Raw genomic sequence first — 16,714 nt, forward strand, 5'->3', positions numbered from 1 at the left:
ACCAACCGGCACCGGCGCCGATGTTGTTCACCCGGGAGGGGCGAGGTACGCCGATACGGCGGGGTGTTTCGTCGACACGACGATCCACCGACCACGACAGGAGCGCCCGCCCATGTGCCAGAAGCCGAAGCAGGCCAGCGACGCGACAACCGAGATCAATCACGCCGCCACCCAGCTCTACGACATGGACAACCGCGCCGATTTCACCGACGCGCAGCGCGGACTCATCGCCCCGCTACCCGGACCGGTGTACGCCGACAGCGACAGCGAGAAGGTGGTGTTCGATCCCACCGAGTTCGACTACCTGCGCGGTGACCCGCCCGTCCCCGACACGGTGAACCCGAGTCTGTGGCGCCAGTCGCAACTGATCAGCGTCGGTGGATTGTTCGAGGTCGCCAAAGGCATCTACCAGGCCAGGAACAACGACATCGCGAATCTGACGGTGATCGAGGGCGAGGACGGCATCATCGCCATCGACTGCATGGCCGGTGTCGAGTCCGCGCGGCAAGGCATGGAACTGATCCGCGAGCACGTCACCGACAAACCGGTGGCCGCGGTGATCTATACCCACACCCACATCGACCACTACGGCGGAGTGAAGGGCGTGGTGTCGGCCGAGGACGTGGCCTCCGGCAAGGTGCCGATCATCGCGCCGGGACTGCAGTTCGACAAGTACGCGATCGGCGAGAACGTGGTCGCCGGAAATGCCATGGCTCGCCGCAGTTTCTACGCGTTCGGGTCGATGCTGCCGCCCGGCCCACAGGGTTTCGTCACGTGCGGTATCGGGCTCGCCGCGACACAGGGACCGCAGGTGTCCTATATCTCGCCGACCGACCTCATCACCGAAACCGGTACCCGTCGGGAAATCGCCGGCATCGAATTCGAGTTCCTCTACGCCCCCGACACCGAGGCGCCCGAGGAGATGCACATCTGGATCCCGCAGCTCAAAGCTCTGACCTGTGCGGAGAACGCGAATCACAGCCTGCACAACATCCAGACCCTGCGCGGCGCCCGCACCCGCGACGCCCGCAACTTCGCCCGCTATCTCGACGAAACCCTGGAACGGTGGGGCGACGAGGCCGAGGTGCACTACGGTCCGCACACCTGGCCGGTGTGGGGCAACGACAACATCACCGGATTCCTCGAATCTCAGCGTGACACCTACAAATACATTCACGATCAGGCGCTGCGCCTGGCCAACAAGGGCTACACCCCGCTCGAAGCGGCCGAGGTGATCGAACTGCCGGCCGAACTCGGACGCAACTGGGCCAATCGCGGCTACCACGGCACCCTGCATCACGATGTCCGCGCGGTGTACACCAAGGAACTGGGCATGTGGGACGGCGACCCAGTTTCGCTGCATCCGCATCCGCTGGTCGAGGCCGCGAAACGGTTCGTCGAATTCGCCGGTGCCGACAATATTCTCGCCGAAGGCCGGCGCGCGAGCGATGCCGCCGACTACCGGTGGGCCGCCGATATCCTGCACAAGCTGGTCTTCGCTCAGCTAGATAACCAGCAAGCCAAAGACTTACAAGCCGACGCCTACGAGCAGATGGGCTACCAGGCCGAAGGACCACAGTGGCGCGGCATCTTCCTGTCCGCGGCGCTCGAACTGCGCGAAGGTGCCCAGCCGCCCCCGTACACCACCGCCAGCCAGGACAGCATCCTGGCCATGCCGATCGATATCCTCTTCGACTTCGTCTCGGTCCACATCATCGGAGACAAGGCCGCCGACGTCGACTTGCGCATCGACCTGGACTTCACCGATCACGACGAGCAGTGGACGATGTGGATCCGGCGCGGAGTACTCAATGCCCGTCGTGGCAAGTCCGGAAACGCGGACGTGACCGTGTCCGGGCCCAAGCCGTTCATCATCTCGACGTTGCTGAAACCGGGGTCGGCGAACGCGCTGGTCCAGGACGGGTCGATCGAGCTCGACGGCGATGCCGGTGTCCTCGACACCTACGGCACGCTGCTCGACGAGTTCGATCCGGCTTTCCCGATCGTCACACCCTGACCGACTACCGAGCTCTGCTCTGACACTGTGGCGAATGGCGGGGACGGGCAATAGCACCGTGGTCGCCGGTGCGGCGGCCGACACACTGTTGCCCGTCCTTCGGACATTCGGCGTCGAGCCCATCGGCTAGCGCAATACAGTGGCTGAATGCGTGGACGAAATCGAATCCTGCTGCAGGCGACCGCAACCGCCGCGGCACTGGCGCTGCCCGCCGTCCAGCCTGCGGCCGCCGACCCGATCCCCCACCCCGACGGCTGCGCGGAGGTCCGGGTCGTCACCGTTCGGGGTACCCTCGAACCGCAGTCCGGCAGTCTGCTGCTCACTCCGCTGGGCGAGCGGATCGCCCAGGAATCCGGCGCCCGCACCACGGTGACCGAACTCGAATATCCGGCCTCGATGAGCCCGGACAGCGCCGTCCGCGGTGTCGCGAGTCTGACCGCGCTGCTGAACGCGACCGCCGCCGCTTGCCCTGACCAGCGGCTCGTCCTGCTCGGCTACTCGCAAGGCGCGCGCGTTATCGGCAACACCCTCGCCGCGCCGACCACGTTGACCGAGCAGGCGGCCGCGCGTATCGGCGCGATCGCCCTGTTCGGCAGCCCGGTGTTCAACGGCGCGGAACCCTACAACCGCGGCACCTTCGACCCCGCTCTGTCGGGCACCGGTCCACTGCGCGTCGGCGCGCTATCGGAATTCGCCGACCGCCTGCGCGATTACTGCCATGCCGGTGACCGCGTCTGCCAGGGCGGCGACCCGGCAGACGGGTTCAGAAATGCGCTGACCTACAGCCATATCGCGTACTTCTTCAACGACAGTCGTGACGACGCCGCGGCATTCGTAGGTGAACAGCTCGGCCGCTAGCCGCGAACGCTCGGTGTTTCGGGTAGCGCGCCGGTCGTCGCCAGAATCGTCTCGGCGACCAGTTTCGGATCGTCGATCATCGGGACGTGTCCGACGCCGGGCAGGATCTCGAAACGGGCCTGCGGTAGGCGATTCCGGGCGATGCGGCCGTTGATCGCCGGCGGCAGGATCGCGTCCTCGCCCGACCAGGCCAGGGTGATCGGACACGGCACCTGAGGTATCGGGGCGATCTGCTCGTCGGTGCCGAGCAGGTCTTCGGTGACCGCGCATTCGATGAGGTCCGTGGCCGCTGACAGTGCTCGGTCCGGTGTCAAACGGTCCGCGCGACAAGCGATATCGCGCATCGAGAGCCGCCGGACCCATGCCGATCGCAATGCCAGCGGTTGGACCCGGTGGGTCCGCCGGACGAGGGCACCCATACGGCGCAGTTTCCTGACCGCGTCGGTCTGCCCGTGGCCACCGGCATCCCAGAATCCGGCGGGTGAGAGCGCGCATACGCTCAATGCCCGGCCACGCAGGGCGAGTTCGATGGCCATCCAGCCGCCGAGTGAGTTTCCCGCGAGATGGGCCTTGTCGATACCTCGCTCGTCCAGCATTCGCTCCGCCGCGTCGACAACATCGCGCACGCGGACCGGACGCTGCCGCACCTCGGGCCCGCCCCGATGTCCGAGCGCGGTCGGGGCGATCACCTCGTGGTACTCGGTCAGATGCGGGACGACGTCGTCCCATGCCGCCGCCGACATGGTGACGCCGTGGAACAGGACAACTGATGACCGACCGGACATGAGTGGATGTTACTCACCGTTGCCGGCGCCGACGACGAATGGACCTGATCGATCCGACCGTGATAGGAGAGTTGTCATGTCGTCGTCATCGTCCGTTCTCCGGGATTCCGGCTCGCCAATACCTCAGGGGCGCATGCCAAGGTGGAGTTCGGGGCAGTGACCGGTGTGAACGCCGATTCGACGCAGACACACCTCACCACCGCCACAGAAACCGGACGTGGGTCGCAGTACCGCGTCGATCTGGACGGCTTGCGGGGGCTCGCGATCGCGTTGGTGGTGGTCTTTCACGTGTGGTTCGGTCGTGTTTCCGGCGGTGTGGACGTCTTCCTGGTGCTTTCGGGGTTCTTCTTCACGGGCTTACTGCTGCGCCGGGCGGAGGCCACGGAACCGTTCTGGGCGTGGACGGTGTTGCGCCGCACCGCACGTCGCCTCGTTCCCGCCATGTCAGTTGTCCTGGCTGCTGTCGTCGCCGCGACGCTGCTGCTACTGCCCTACACGCAATGGTCGACTGCGGCAGCGCAGGTGCTGTCGTCGCTGTTCTACTACCAGAACTGGCAACTAGCCCTGACCTGGTCGGACTACCTGGCCGCCGATCCTTCGGTGAGTCCGTTGCAACATCTGTGGTCGATGTCGGTGCAGGGGCAGTTCTATCTGGCCGCACTGCTCGCGGTCGTTGTTACGGCATGGTTGTGCGCTCGGCTCGCACGACCGGATCGGATTCGCCCGGCCATCGGCGGGGTCGTGGTCGCGGTGTCGGTCGCCTCGTTCTTCTACGCCGCCTATGGCACCGCGACGAATCAGGGATGGAACTACTACGACAGCTTCGCTCGCGGGTGGGAGTTGCTGATCGGCGCCGGGCTCGCCGTGGTCGCACCGTCTCTGGTGCCGTGGCGGCAATTGCGTGGCGCGCTCTCGGTGTTCGGTGTGCTCGGTGTGGTGCTGTGTGGGTGGCTCATCATCGACGGCGCCAACCGGTTTCCCGGGCCCGCGGCCCTGCTCCCGGTCTGCGCGACAGCGGCTGTCATCCTGTCGGCGACGCACCTGCGGTTCGACGACTGGCCGCTGCCGAACCGGCTACTGGCTCACCCGGCCATGCGGTGGCTCGGCGATATCGCCTATCCCCTGTACCTGTGGCATTGGCCCATCCTGATCTTCTTCCTCACCGAACGCGGAAACACCCACGCCGGGCTCGTGGGCGGCACCGCGGTGATCGGGCTTTCGGTCGTGCTGGCCTGGCTGACGCACCGGTGGATCGAAGAGCCACTGCGGCAACGCACTCCACGCGTCGGCAGCGACGATCTCGAGCACACACGATCTCGTCACCTGGCCGCGTCCGCGGTCGTGGTGTTGCTGGTGGCGACCGTTTCCGTCACCGCCGGTTGGCAATTCGCTGTTGTCCGCGTCAACCCACCGGTCGCGGTCGGCGAGCTCGACCCGGCGAAGTACCCGGGTGCGGAGGCGTTGGCCTCCGGCGCCGAGACGCCGGAGGAGCCGATGCGACCCTCCGTCTTCGCAGCACCCACCGAAGTCCCGCCGCCCACCGCGGACGGGTGTATCGCGGACTGGGACACCCGCGACATCGTCACCTGCACCTACGGCGACCCGGATGCCGATCGAACACTGGCACTGGTCGGTAGCTCCCATGCCGAGCACTGGCTGCCCGCGCTCCAAGTGCTCGCCGCCGAAAACCCGTTCCGCATCCAGGTGTATCTGAAGATGGGCTGCCCGCTCACCCTCGCCGAGGACGCCACGTACAAGGGCGAGCCCATCCCGGATTGCCGGGACTGGTCGGCCGAGGTGATCGACCGCCTCGATGCCGACCGCCCCGACTGGGTGTTCACCACCGGTACCCGTCCCCGCGACGAGGGTGGCGACGAGACTCCCGCCGACTATCTCGACGTATGGGCAGCGCTATCGGACCGCGGTCTCAACGTGATCGCCATCCGTGACACTCCGTGGCTGCGCCGCGGAACCGTCCGATACAAGGCCACCGACTGCCTGGCGGGCGGCGGGAACCGCATCAGCTGCGGCATGCGCCGCGAAGACGCGCTCGACCCGATCAACCCGGGACTGGCGCCGGCCTCCGCGTTTCCCAGCGTCTTCCCGATCGACGTGACAGACGCGGTCTGCGAACCCACGCTGTGCGCGGTGGCGGAGGGCAACATCCTGATCTATCACGACGAACACCACCTCACCGCGAGCTACTCCCGATCCCTGGCCGGACCACTCGGGCGGGAGCTGCAGCCGATCCTCGGGTGGTGGTAAGCCAGCTGTCCGCACACGGTGGGAGCGGTACGGTGCAGGTCGAGACGCGATCGAGAGGAGGTCCGCCGGTGGTACGTGGCGGAAAGCGTCGCCTCGTCACTCTCGTCGTGGTCGCGTTGTTCACCCTCGGCCTCGGGTATCGCGCCGCAGTGCTGTCCGAACCGGCCGAGACGATCGCCGTGGAGACCGCGGCGATTCCACCCACCCCGATGCGGATCACCTACGGGAATTCACCGGAGACTTTCGGCGACCTCTATCTGCCACCGACTTCGAATACCCGTCTGCCCGTGGTGGTTTTGATCCACGGCGGCGGATGGGCGCAGAACCGGACCCTCGCGCAGTTCGATGCCCATGCCCGGGCACTGGCAGGCGAGGGCGTCGCGGTGTGGAACATCGAATATCGCCGGGTGAACGGCGGTGGTGGCTGGCCGGTCACGCTCACCGATGTCGCCGCTGCCGTCGACGCGCTGGCCGAGATCGTCGCACCACGCCTCGGAAACCTGCTCGATCTACAGCGGGTGCATCTCGCCGGGCACTCGGCAGGCGGTCACCTCGCCGCTTGGGCCGCCGGACACCGATCGGCCGAACCACCGAGGCATCCCGCTGTTCGCATCCGCAGCCTCACCCTCATGGCCGCGGTACTCGATGTGGAACTGGCTGTCACCGAAGGCGGTGACCAGTTCGTGCCCCAACTCCTCGGCGGTACACCCGCGCAGGTGCCCGGCAGATACCGCGACGCCTCCCCCATCCATCACCTCCCGCCGAGCGACACCCGCATCACCGCACTACACGGCGAGAACGACAGAGTCGTGGCACCGCTGCAGAGCCATCGCTACGTCGACGTCGTGACGCGCGCGGGCGGCATCGCCGAGGTACAGATCCTGCGCGGTACCGGGCACGGTGAATTCGCCGACGCCGCGTCCGCCGCCTGGAATACAGCGCGCCGCGCCATCATCGGCTACGTCGGCACCCTCAGCTGACGTTCGACGGTGTCTGCGCTGGTGCGGACCTGATTCCCGTGTGACGGTCACCGCATACCGCATCATCCAGCAAATCCGTAGCATCGATCCAGAGGAACAGACACAGTCGCGTTTCAAATGGGAGTGAGCAGCGGTGAGCACTATCCGGGCCGACCTGGCGCATCGTTTGAACCTGCTCTACTCCACTGCCGGGGCGCCGCCGTTGAAGGCGGTCAGCGCCAGGGCGACCCGGGAGATCCGGGCGCGCAATCCGCGTGGTCGCGAGGTCAGCGTGCAGCGGATTTCGGACTGGCGGCTCGGCAAGAGCGTGCCCGCGAAGTTCGACGGCCTCTCGGCGGTGCTGAGTGTGCTCATTCCCCCGGCGCGACTGCACCGGCCCGAACCCGAACTGCCCGGCCTGTACTCGATGACCGCGTGGCGGAAGCTGTGGTCGCGCGCGCAGCAGGAACCTTCCGGCAACCGGCCGGCGATATCGACGATCTGTCCGTATCCGGGGCTGGCCGCGCTGACCATCAGCGACGCGGAGTACTTCGCGGGCCGCGACAGCCAGGTCGAGGCGATGCAGGCATGGTTCACCAAGAACCTCGGCACCGGTGATCCGCTGGTGCTCGTCGGCGACTCGGGTGTCGGGAAGTCGTCGCTGCTGCAGGCCGGGTTCGCCGCCCGGATCCGCGACGAGTTCGACGTGCTGCTGGTGACGCCGTCCTCGGTACCGGCCGAGGACCTCGAGTCCTGGGCGCACGAGCGAGCCGCCGAGAAACCCTATGTACTGGCCGTCGACCAGTGCGAGGAGCTGTTCCTGCCGCCCTTCGACGACCAGTCGGCCGACCGGTACCTGGATGTTCTCCGCGACATGACTGTCCCCGGACCCGTGCGGCCGGGCCGTTGCGCCGGTGTGATCATGGCACTGCGCGCCGACTTCTACACCCACGCTTCCCGGCACCCGGCGTTGGCGACGCTGCTCGAAACCAACCAGATGGTGCTCGGTCCGCCGACCGCGCAGGCCTTGACCGCGGCCATCGTGGAACCGGCGAAGACACAGGGACTCGGCGTCGGCGACGGGCTCGTGGAGTTGATGCTGGCCGATCTCGGTATCCGCGGCGGGAACACCGTGATCCGGGCGGGGACGTTCCCCCTGCTCGCCCACGCCCTGCGCAGTACGTGGCAGTTCCGCGATGCCGAGGTGATGTCGGTGCGGGCCTACGAACAGGCGGGTGGGGTGCGTGGTGCGATCGCCGCCAGCGCCGAGCAGCAGTGGGAGTCGTTCGGTCCCCGGGAACGCGACACCACGCGAACTATCCTGTTGCACTTGGTCACCCCGGTGGCGGACGGGACGGCGGTGGGTCGACATGTCGATCGCGACACCCTGCTGCGTCGCTGCGCCGATCCGGAATCGGCCGCCCTGGTCCTGAACGCGCTGGCCGAGGCCAGGATCATCACCCAGGACGCCTACGGCACTTCGCTGGCCCACGACGCGGTGATCGGGGCGTGGCCACGGTTGGCCGAATGGGTCGACGAAGACCGCGAGGACGCGATCATCAGGCATCGGCTCCAGACCGATGTGGAGGAATGGGCGGGCGCGGGCAAAGACCCGTCCCTGCTCTACCAGGGCAGTCGACTGTCGATGGCGAACCAGTTGCGCGCCCGCACACCTCAGGCCTTGTCGGCGCTGGGCAACGAATTCCTCGACGCGTCCGCGGCGGTGCGGCGACGGCAAGTGCTGGCCAAACGGGTACTGGCACTCGTGCTGGTGGTCGCGGCGCTGGTGACCTCGGTGCTCGCGGTGGTGTCGATGAGCCAGAGTCAACGCGCCGAACGCGAACGCGCCGATGCGCAGTATGCGGCGCTGGTCGCGGCGTCCCAGCGCGACCGGGCCGTGGATTCGACCGAATCGGCACAGCTCGCGGTGGTCTCGGAGGCGGAACGGCCGGGCGATGCGCAGGCACGCGGCCTGCTGCTCGCCTCCCAGTCGTCGCCGCTGGCAGCGACCGTGCCCGCGCACGAGGGCGCGATCTACGCGTCCGCGCAGTCTGGCACCGGCATCGTGGCCTCGGCTGGTTACGACAACACGGTCCGGCTGTGGCGCCGCAGCGCCGAACACGGGCTCGTGCCTCTCGGTGCGCCTTTGCGTACCGCGTCGTGGGTCGCGTCGGTGGCCTTCGCGCCCGACGATCGCACGGTGTACGCGACCGGCGCGGCCGGCCTGGTGCACCGTTGGGATGTCACCGACGTCGAGCATCCGGTCGCGCTGCCCGATCTGGACCTCGGTCACCGCGGCACGGCCTACGCGGTGGCGATCCGACCGGACGGCCGGTGGCTGGCAACGGCAGGTGACGACCGCACGGTCCGCCTGCACGATCTGGCGACCGGAACCACCCGGGTACTGACCGGACACGGCGGTTCGGTCCGCACTGTGGCCTTCACGCCGGACGGCAACACCCTGATCAGCGGGAGCGACGACCGCACCGCCCGGATTTGGGACACCACCGATCCGGACCGCGCGCACCAACTCGGCGACCCGCTGACCGGGCAAGCGCTCGCCGTTCACGCCGTCGCGGTCAGCCCGGATGGGCTGATGCTGGCCACCGGTAGCGACGACCAGACCTTCCGGCTGTGGTCGTTGCGCGAGCGCGAACACGTCGTCGCGACGAGCGCGCCGATCGAGGCACACACGGCCGCGGTGTGGTCGCTGGCGTTCTCCCCTGACAGCCGCACGCTGGCCACCGCGGCTCGTGACGGCACCGCCCAACTGTGGAGCGTCACCGACGCTCGCAACCCCGTCGGGGTCGGACAGCCGCTGAACGGCAGCCGTGGACCACTGGCGACGGTGACCTTCCTCGACGATTCCGCGGTCCTCACCGGCGGGCAGGCGGGCAACCTGCAGGTGTGGACCCTGTCCTCGGCCGTGGTCACCGGCCACACCAGGCTGGTGCAGGCTCCGAGCTACGACGCCTCCGGCCGGCTGATGGCCACCGGATCCTGGGACGGCCAGGTGCTGCTCTGGGACACCAACGGATCGACCCCACAGCTGCTGTCGACGGTGCTCCCGCTCGCCGACGATGCACGGGTGGAAAACGTCGCCCTCGCTCCGGACGGACGAACTTTGGCGGTGACCTTCCTCGACACCGGTGACGTGGTCCTGTTCGACACCAGTCGACCCACCGCGCCGACCGCGCTGACCACCTTGTCGATCCCCCGGGCCAGATACGCCCACGCACTGACGTTCGCGCCGGACTCCCGACGCCTGGTCACCGCCTACGACGACACCAGCATGCAGGTCTGGGACCTCGCCGACCGTGAACACCCGATGGCAGGCTCCGCGCCGTTGACCGGACCAGCGGGCTGGGTGAACGCCGCCCAGTTCAGCCCGGACGGGTCGACGCTGTACGCGGCATCGGCCGATCGACGGGTACACCGCTGGAACCTCGACGGTGGTGCCGCTACCTCGACGGTGGTCGCCGAGAGCGGCGGACCGGTGAACGCCTTGTCGATCAGCGCCGACGGCACGTTGCTCGCCACCGCCGGGGACGATCAGATCGTGCGTGTCCTGCGGATCGCCGGGGATCGGGTCGACACCGTCGCCGAGCTGAGTGGACACACGAGCACGATCCGCTCGGTGAGCTTCGACCCGACCTCGCATCTGCTGGCCAGCGGTGCCGACGATCAGACGGTCCGGCTCTGGTCGGTGGCCGATCCGACAGCACCGAACCCCATCGGTGATTCCCTCGCCCCGACCGGCATCGTCCGGTGGCGGGTGGCGTTCAATCCTCGCGGCATGCTCGGCGCAGGCGGGGAGGACGGGGTGCTGCGCTGGTGGAGCACCGACGCCGTGGCGGCGGCGCAACGAGTCTGCACGGCAAGTCGCGGCACCGACCTCGACGCGGAACTGCCGCGATGGAACGACGAGTTCACCGACGCCTGCGCGCCCTGATTTTCCACCCACCAGTCCGCCTGAGCACCCGTGTTCCATCCGGAACGGAATGCTTGTTTCCTGCCTCCCACCTGCTAAAACACGGTGATCATCTGGTCACCGGACCGGCTCGAGATGCGACTGTGGTGTTGCGCCGATCCACGGTGCATCTCCACCAGGAACACGAAGCAAAGGATCAACCATCATGCTTTCCGGACTCACTCAGTTCTTCAACAACATCTACGCATTCGGCGGCGACTTCTTCAGCATCGCCATCAACCTGGGCCTCTGAGGAATCCGGTTCACCCGAGCCCGCATGCCGAGCCTCCTCCTCGGCATGCGGGCTCGTCGCATGCCCGGACTCCGCGCGATAGACCCCCGTTGCCCCAGCCGAGCAACACAGCGGTGACGATAGGGGCGTGAACGCTCCCGCGCCCGGACCTGTCTTCGATGTCATCGCCGTGTTGAACGGCCGGGCTCAGATCAGTGCTCGCGGAGTACTGCAGGGACGGTCGGCGGTATCAGGGGCGAACGACGTGAGGCCGACCTTGCGGTACCGGTCGACCAGGCGTTCGTATTTGCGCCGGTTGCGGGCCATCGGGGAATCGGTGAGTGTGGCGGGGAGCTGGGTGTAGGCGAGACGCAGGGCGGCTGTGAGGACCCGGAATTGTCGGTCGTGGCGGGCGGTCCAGGTGATCGGCATGTTGGCGCGCACGTCGGGGTGCATGATGCCGCATCCGAGGATCATCGCGACATATCCGAGGGCGGGTGCGCTCAGCCGCCAGAGTGGGGCGATGACGGCGGGCAGGAAGTCCGGGCGCGGCGAATTCCGGACGGAGCTGGTCGCGGCCTCGAGAGCCGAGGTCGCCCGTAGTTCGGCGATCATGCTGTCGTAGTGAACCGTCAGGTCCGCGTAGTTCGCGATCGGCCGCGAGTTGCCTGGCAGGTGCAGGCCGCGCGTCTTGGTGAGGTAGTGATCCCAGATGGCCTGGTCCGCTGCCGCCGACGGGGTATCGCCGGTCAATGCCAGGTAGGCGCCGCGCTGAACGAAGAAGGTGGAGTAGAGAATCCAGTTCCAGGCCTGTGGGTTGAGCGCCGAATATCGCTCGCCGTCCGGGCCGACGCCCTTGACGTCGCGGTGCAGGAGCATGAGACGCTGCGACTCGGCGTCCCGATCGGCGTCTTCACCGTGGTAGATCAGCTGATCCGCCGCCGCGGTGCGCACCGCCCGCGCCCACGGCTGGTACCGCGAACGGCCGGTGGCCTCGAGCGCGGCCGACACCGGGGGCAGCATCGGCTGGTCGAACAGACCGACACCGAACAGACCGAACAGCACCGATCCGCCGACACGTTCGAATCGTGCGACGGCGCTGAGCGATTCGCCCGAGGACGCCGGGGTGGCGCCGACCGAGCGGGGTTCTGGATGTGGCACAGGACAGGTCATCGGTGAACTCCTTTGTTCCGCCACCAGTTCTGGTGCAGGATGGCACCACAAACTAGTCTGGTGTCAGAGTGCACCAGAACTGGTGGATGGTCAAGAGTGCCGGTGGACTACGCTGACGCCCGAGGTAGGGAAAGGCGGCCATGCACAAGGACTCCGATGGCGCGACGCCGTCGCGCGTCTACGGTGGCGTTGCCGCGGAGGAGCGCCGATCCCGCCGCCGGGGCGCGCTGTTCGATGCCGCGCTCGACCTGCTCGCCGAGGGTGGGGCGCCCGCCGTCACCAAACGGGCAGTCTGTGTGAAGGCCCGGCTCAACGATCGCTACTTCTACGAGCAATTCACCGACCGCGACGCCCTGCTCAGCGCGCTCGTCGAGGAGCACACCGCTCTCGGCATCGCCGCGGTGGTCACCGCCACCCACGACGCCGCGCCGGACATCCACAGTCAGGTGCGCGCGGCCGCGGACGCGTCGCTCGGGTTCCTGCTCGCCGACCCCCGCCGACCTGCCCTGCTGCTCAACGCGCACAGCACCGAGGCACTCCAGGACGCGCGGCTGGCCACCCAGCACGCGATCGCCCGCGCCATGTCGGCAGTGGGCCGCGAGCTCGTCGCCGAACCCGCCGATCCACTCGACGCCGATATGACCGCCTACAGCGTGGTCAGCGGCACCCTGGAGCTGGTCGCCGCCTGGATGCGCGGCGAATTCGACACCACCCGGGAACATCTCACCGACCTCATCGCGAGCCTCCTGCTGAGCATCGACAACCGCGGCGCACTACCCGTCGCGAAGCCCGCGCGATAGCAGTCCCGGCGCCGGGGAAAGAAGGCTCCCGCTCCCCGGTCATCCGGTGGTGCCGACCGATGCCCGCGTGGGACTGTTGTGGGTCGAGAACTTTCGATCGAGGAGGCCACCGGAGATGCGGGGAATCAACCACATCGTGCTGTTCGTCGCGGATCTGCCGCGCAGTATCGCGTTCTACGAGGACGTGCTCGGATTCGAGCGGCTCCCCGAGGGATTCCCCGGCGGCGCGTTTCTGCGCTACCCCGGCTCGGCCAACGACCACGACCTCGGGATCTTCCAGGCCAGGACACCCGCGCCCGGCACCGCGGGCTCGGTCGGGCTCTATCACGTCGCGTGGGAAGTGGACACTTTGTCCGAGCTGGTGGCAGTGCGGGACCGCCTGATGGCGGCGCACGCGCTGACCGGTGCCGGCGATCACGGGTCGACCAAAGCGCTCTACGCCCGCGACCCCGACGGCATCGAGTTCGAGGTGTGCTGGCTGGTCCCCGATGACGACGTCGAGGCCGCGCTCGCCCCGGGCACCTCGCTGACCGCGCCCCTGGACATCGACGCCCAGATCCAGCGCTACGGCGCGGACACTCCCGGCGGCCCGCGCACCGATCCACAGGTGTGGGCGCGCGTCGCGGCACGGCGATCCGCGATGTCCTGACCCCGGAGGGTTGGGATGGAACTACCAGCTGATGTCGGCCGTCGACTCGAGCGGGCGACGGTCAGCCACCGACTCCTGGGTCACGAAGGTGTCGGCGATGTGCAGGGCCGCCGGGAATCGGCAGCGTGCTCGTTGTTCGATCTCGGGCACCGCGACCTGGAACACGCGGAACTCGTCGAGCGCGAGCGCCTCCAGCTCGTCGAGGTGCTGGGTCAGCAGAAACGCCTTGCACCGCAGCCGGTTTCCCTCCACGAAGCAGATCACCTTCCAGTACTCCCGTGGCAGCGCAATGCCACGATGCACCTGGTCGTCGGTTCGGAAGGCCGGTCCGCCGAAGACGCTCACCCTCAGGTCGTCGATGTCGACGTCGGAGAAGACCGCGTCTTCGAGCTGTCCCCACACCCCGGCGCGGCTGCTCTGGTTGAAATCGTCCATCTGCGGGGTGATGTTGGTGTAGAAGAACGAGTCGATATTGGCCTGCTCGGCTTCGGTCTCACTGCCCCACAGCAGATCCGCGCGCCGGGCCAGGTGTCCGCGATCGAGCCGATTGCGTAGGTAGAGTTCGTTTCCCACCTGCGTATGGGCCGGGATGCGCGGGTCTTTGACAAATTCGATGCCGGTGCGGGAAAGCTTCCGCATCGCGGCACCGTCGATATTCCACGCCACCCAGAACGCGAACCGCCGGGGCGTGCTCAACGCCAGCGAGAAGTGGGTGTAGCTGATGACATCGGAACCGTCGAGGCGAACCGCGTCACCGCGGACCGCGGCATCCAGTTCCGGAACCTCGACTCGGGGCCCGAGAAAGTCCGGGTCGTACCCGGTCCGCAGCACGACGCTCTCGATACCGGTTGTCGTCGGAGTATCCACGTGGGCGGTCATCGGATGCCCCTTCCAGAAGGCGGACATGGTGTGTCGGTAGTTCGCCCGTGATGGGCGTACACACGATCGTCGTCGCCACCGGGGACGCCCTCACGAGTAGTCGACTACCCGTTGTTCCACATCCGCCTCTTCGGCGGGAGACCTCACCCGCTATTGCGGGCCGGTGCCGGTCACGGCGAAGGTGGCCCACGCACGCACGACGACGTTGCCCGCGGCATCGGCGCCGGCCAGGGTGACATCGACGCGCGATTCGCCGTCCTGCACATAGGTCTGCGTGACCCGCCCCGAGCAGGACATGACATCACCGGACGGCAGTGGCCGCACCGACCTGGTGCGGAACCGGCGGATCGCCTCGGCGCCGAGCCAGTCGGTGGCGTAGGTCGCCAACAGGGCCGCAGCCTGTGGCGAAACCTGCTCGCCCGCAAAGGTTTCGGCCGCCGCCCACGACTCGGCGACGAGACCGCCGGTGCGGTCGAAGTATCGGGTGAGCGACTCGGCGGCGCCGACCGCGGGCTGGCCGGGGGCGCCCGCGCGGATCGCCGTCAGCTGGTCACCCGCGCGCGGCGGCGGACCGAAGAATCGGTGATCGGTCTCCACCCGCTCCCCCACCCGCGATCCGTCGGCGGGCAGGAAGGTCGGCGGCACCACGGGTCGATCGGCGAGCCGGTAGGCCGGATTGTCGGAACGCGCCGCTTGCGCGAACAGCCGGATGGCATCGGTGTCCAAGACCACCGCGACGTTACCCATGATTCACTCCTGCTCGTTCGAAACCGATGCCGTCACGGTAGGGCGCCCGCCCGGCTGTGATCGGTTCCTCTCCCGGTCATCGGGACACCGGCTGACCGGGACGAAAACATGTCCGCTGACCGGGAACACCACGACCCGCCGACCCCTGCGCGGCGCGACCATCGGCGCAGCTCATCCCCACTCCGTCCGAACATGGAGGTTTCGATGCCGGAGAACTCGCCGAACGGCCGATCGCAGGACACCACCGCCGACTACCGGCAGATCGAGGCCGCCGCGGCGCCGACTCGGTTCGCCCGCGGCTGGCACTGCCTCGGCCTGCTCTCGTCGTTCCGCGACGGCAACCCGCACGAGGTGAAGGCCTTCGGCACCATGCTCGTGGTGTTCCAGTCCGAATCCGACGGCGCGCTGCACGTCCTCGACGGCTACTGCCGCCATATGGGCGGCAATCTCGCACGCGGCACCATCAAGGGCGACTCGATCGCCTGCCCGTTCCACGACTGGCGGTGGGGCGGCAACGGTAAGTGCACGGCCATTCCGTACGCGCGCCGGGTTCCGCCGCTGGCCAAGACTCGCACCTGGCCGACGCTCGAGCGCAACGGCCAGCTCTACGTCTGGCACGACCCGCAGGGCAGCAAGCCCACCGACGAGGTGACCATTCCCGAGATCGAGGGCTACGGCACCCCGGAATGGACCGACCTGACCTGGAATTCGATTCTGATCGAAGGCTCGCACTGTCGCGAGATCGTCGACAACGTCGTCGACATGGCGCACTTCTTCTACGTGCACTACTCCTTCCCGCGCTATTTCAAGAACGTCTTCGACGGCCACGTCGCCACCCAGTACATGCGCTCGACCCCGCGCCACGACGTCACTGTCGGCACCAGCTACGACGACCCGGATTCCGCGCTGCGCTCGGACGCCTCGTACTTCGGGCCGTCCTACATGCTCGATTGGCTGTGGAGCGAATCGAACGGGATGACAATCGAGACGGTGCTCGTCAACTGCCACTACCCGGTCGACGAGAACTCGTTCGTGCTGCAGTACGGCGCGATGGTCAAGAAGCCGGAGGGTATGTCCGACGAGGACGCCAACGCGATGGCGGCGCAGTTCGCGCAGGGCGTGGAGTACGGCTTCGAGCAGGACGTCGAGATCTGGAAGAACAAGGCGCCCATCGACAATCCGCTGCTGTCGGAGGAGGACGGCCCGGTGTACCAGCTGCGCCGTTGGTACAAGCAGTTCTATGTCGACGTCTCCGACGTCACCGAGGACATGACCAAGCGGTTCGAGTTCGAGATCGATACCGAACGCGCGGTGACGAGCTGGGAGGCCGAGGTGGCCGACAACATCGCCCGCGGCGCCGTCGTCGACACCATGTCCTGA

The 16,714-nt window shown here is 67.6% G+C and carries 12 protein-coding genes; 8 read left to right on the forward strand and 4 right to left on the reverse strand.

The features are described 5' to 3' along the window. Positions 1 to 112: 112 nt before the first annotated feature. Both ACFWPX_RS04200 and ACFWPX_RS04205 read left to right on the forward strand, forming a co-directional pair. Positions 113 to 2,017 carry an alkyl/aryl-sulfatase gene (locus ACFWPX_RS04200; protein WP_378925909.1) on the forward strand — a complete coding sequence of 635 codons (1,905 nt, stop codon included), beginning with the start codon at positions 113 to 115 and terminating at the stop codon, positions 2,015 to 2,017. Positions 2,018 to 2,164: 147 nt separating this feature from the next. Continuing rightward, positions 2,165 to 2,875, forward strand: coding sequence for a cutinase family protein (locus ACFWPX_RS04205; protein WP_378925911.1), 711 nt, complete (start codon positions 2,165 to 2,167; stop codon positions 2,873 to 2,875). On the opposite strand, the gene ACFWPX_RS04210 is transcribed toward ACFWPX_RS04205, so the two are convergent. Next, complete coding sequence (locus ACFWPX_RS04210) at positions 2,872 to 3,660, reverse strand: alpha/beta fold hydrolase (protein WP_378925913.1); 789 nt, start codon at positions 3,658 to 3,660, stop codon at positions 2,872 to 2,874. The genes ACFWPX_RS04205 and ACFWPX_RS04210 overlap by 4 nt on opposite strands. A 165-nt stretch (positions 3,661 to 3,825) precedes the next feature. Between ACFWPX_RS04210 and ACFWPX_RS04215 the strand changes: the two genes are divergently transcribed. From ACFWPX_RS04215 to ACFWPX_RS04225, 3 genes are all read left to right on the forward strand, one after another. After that, positions 3,826 to 5,925, forward strand: coding sequence for an acyltransferase family protein (locus ACFWPX_RS04215; protein ID WP_378926142.1), 2,100 nt, complete (start codon positions 3,826 to 3,828; stop codon positions 5,923 to 5,925). A gap of 68 nt (positions 5,926 to 5,993) precedes the next feature. Then, positions 5,994 to 6,905, forward strand: a complete 912-nt coding sequence (locus ACFWPX_RS04220) for an alpha/beta hydrolase family protein (protein ID WP_378925915.1) — start codon at positions 5,994 to 5,996, stop codon at positions 6,903 to 6,905. 133 nt (positions 6,906 to 7,038) lie between these two features. Next, positions 7,039 to 10,836, forward strand: a complete 3,798-nt coding sequence (locus tag ACFWPX_RS04225; protein ID WP_378925917.1) for a hypothetical protein — start codon at positions 7,039 to 7,041, stop codon at positions 10,834 to 10,836. Between the two features lie 457 nt (positions 10,837 to 11,293). On the opposite strand, the gene ACFWPX_RS04230 is transcribed toward ACFWPX_RS04225, so the two are convergent. After that, positions 11,294 to 12,259 (reverse strand): oxygenase MpaB family protein, encoded by a 966-nt coding sequence (locus ACFWPX_RS04230; RefSeq protein WP_378925919.1) that lies wholly within the window; start codon positions 12,257 to 12,259, stop codon positions 11,294 to 11,296. Between the two features lie 140 nt (positions 12,260 to 12,399). On the opposite strand from ACFWPX_RS04230, the gene ACFWPX_RS04235 reads away from it, so the two are divergent. After that, on the forward strand, positions 12,400 to 13,059 hold the full coding sequence (locus tag ACFWPX_RS04235; protein ID WP_378925921.1) for a TetR family transcriptional regulator: 660 nt from the start codon (positions 12,400 to 12,402) through the stop codon (positions 13,057 to 13,059). A 115-nt stretch (positions 13,060 to 13,174) separates the two neighbouring features. After that, positions 13,175 to 13,708 carry a VOC family protein gene (locus ACFWPX_RS04240; RefSeq protein ID WP_378925923.1) on the forward strand — a complete coding sequence of 178 codons (534 nt, stop codon included), beginning with the start codon at positions 13,175 to 13,177 and terminating at the stop codon, positions 13,706 to 13,708. 21 nt (positions 13,709 to 13,729) lie between these two features. Here ACFWPX_RS04240 and ACFWPX_RS04245 read toward each other — a convergent pair whose 3' ends face one another. After that, positions 13,730 to 14,587 (reverse strand): DNA/RNA non-specific endonuclease, encoded by an 858-nt coding sequence (locus tag ACFWPX_RS04245; protein WP_378925925.1) that lies wholly within the window; start codon positions 14,585 to 14,587, stop codon positions 13,730 to 13,732. 150 nt (positions 14,588 to 14,737) lie between these two features. Beyond that, entirely contained in the window at positions 14,738 to 15,334 is a 597-nt protein-coding gene (locus ACFWPX_RS04250; protein WP_378925926.1) for a hypothetical protein, read from the reverse strand. Positions 15,335 to 15,538: 204 nt separating this feature from the next. Here ACFWPX_RS04250 and ACFWPX_RS04255 point away from each other — a divergent pair, with 204 nt between their 5' ends. Continuing rightward, entirely contained in the window at positions 15,539 to 16,714 is a 1,176-nt protein-coding gene (locus ACFWPX_RS04255; RefSeq protein WP_378925928.1) for a Rieske 2Fe-2S domain-containing protein, read from the forward strand.

It is taken from the genome of Nocardia sp. NPDC058518, from assembly GCF_042719655.1.
In the GTDB taxonomy this organism is placed as follows: Bacteria; Actinomycetota; Actinomycetes; order Mycobacteriales; family Mycobacteriaceae; genus Nocardia.